Origin of the sequence: Streptobacillus ratti (assembly GCF_001891165.1) — a bacterium.
In the GTDB taxonomy this organism is placed as follows: Bacteria; Fusobacteriota; Fusobacteriia; order Fusobacteriales; family Leptotrichiaceae; genus Streptobacillus; species Streptobacillus ratti.
The window spans coordinates 1-361 of the sequence record NZ_LKKW01000094.1 but is presented as its reverse complement, the minus strand read 5'-3'; the positions used below and the strand labels follow the sequence as shown (position 1 = coordinate 361).

The window sequence follows — 361 nt, the reverse complement described above, 5'->3', positions numbered from 1 at the left end:
GGTGATGCAGACCGTGCGCGACCAGATTGGTCAGCACGTTTTTACCGCTCATCGTCTCGACCGGCCCACCTCCGGCGTGCTGCTGATGGGATTGTCGAGCGAGGCGGGCCGGCTGCTGGCGCAACAGTTCGAGCAGCACCAGATCCGGAAGCGCTACCATGCGATCGTCCGCGGCTGGCTGATGGAAGAGGCGCTGCTGGATTACCCGCTGGTGGCGGAGCTGGGTAGAATCGCCGATAAGTTCGCCCGCGAAGATAAAGGGCCGCCGCCAGCGGTCACCCACTACCGCGGTCTGGCGACAGTGGAGATGCCAGTGGCGACTGGGCGCTATCCCACCTCGCGCTATGGGCTGGTGGAACTG

At 64.8% G+C, this 361-nt stretch carries 1 protein-coding gene; it reads left to right on the top strand.

Annotated features, from left to right (window positions below; translation table 11 throughout):
• A partial coding sequence (locus BT993_RS06925; protein WP_244147573.1) for a pseudouridine synthase occupies positions 1-361 on the top strand: 361 nt, incomplete at both ends.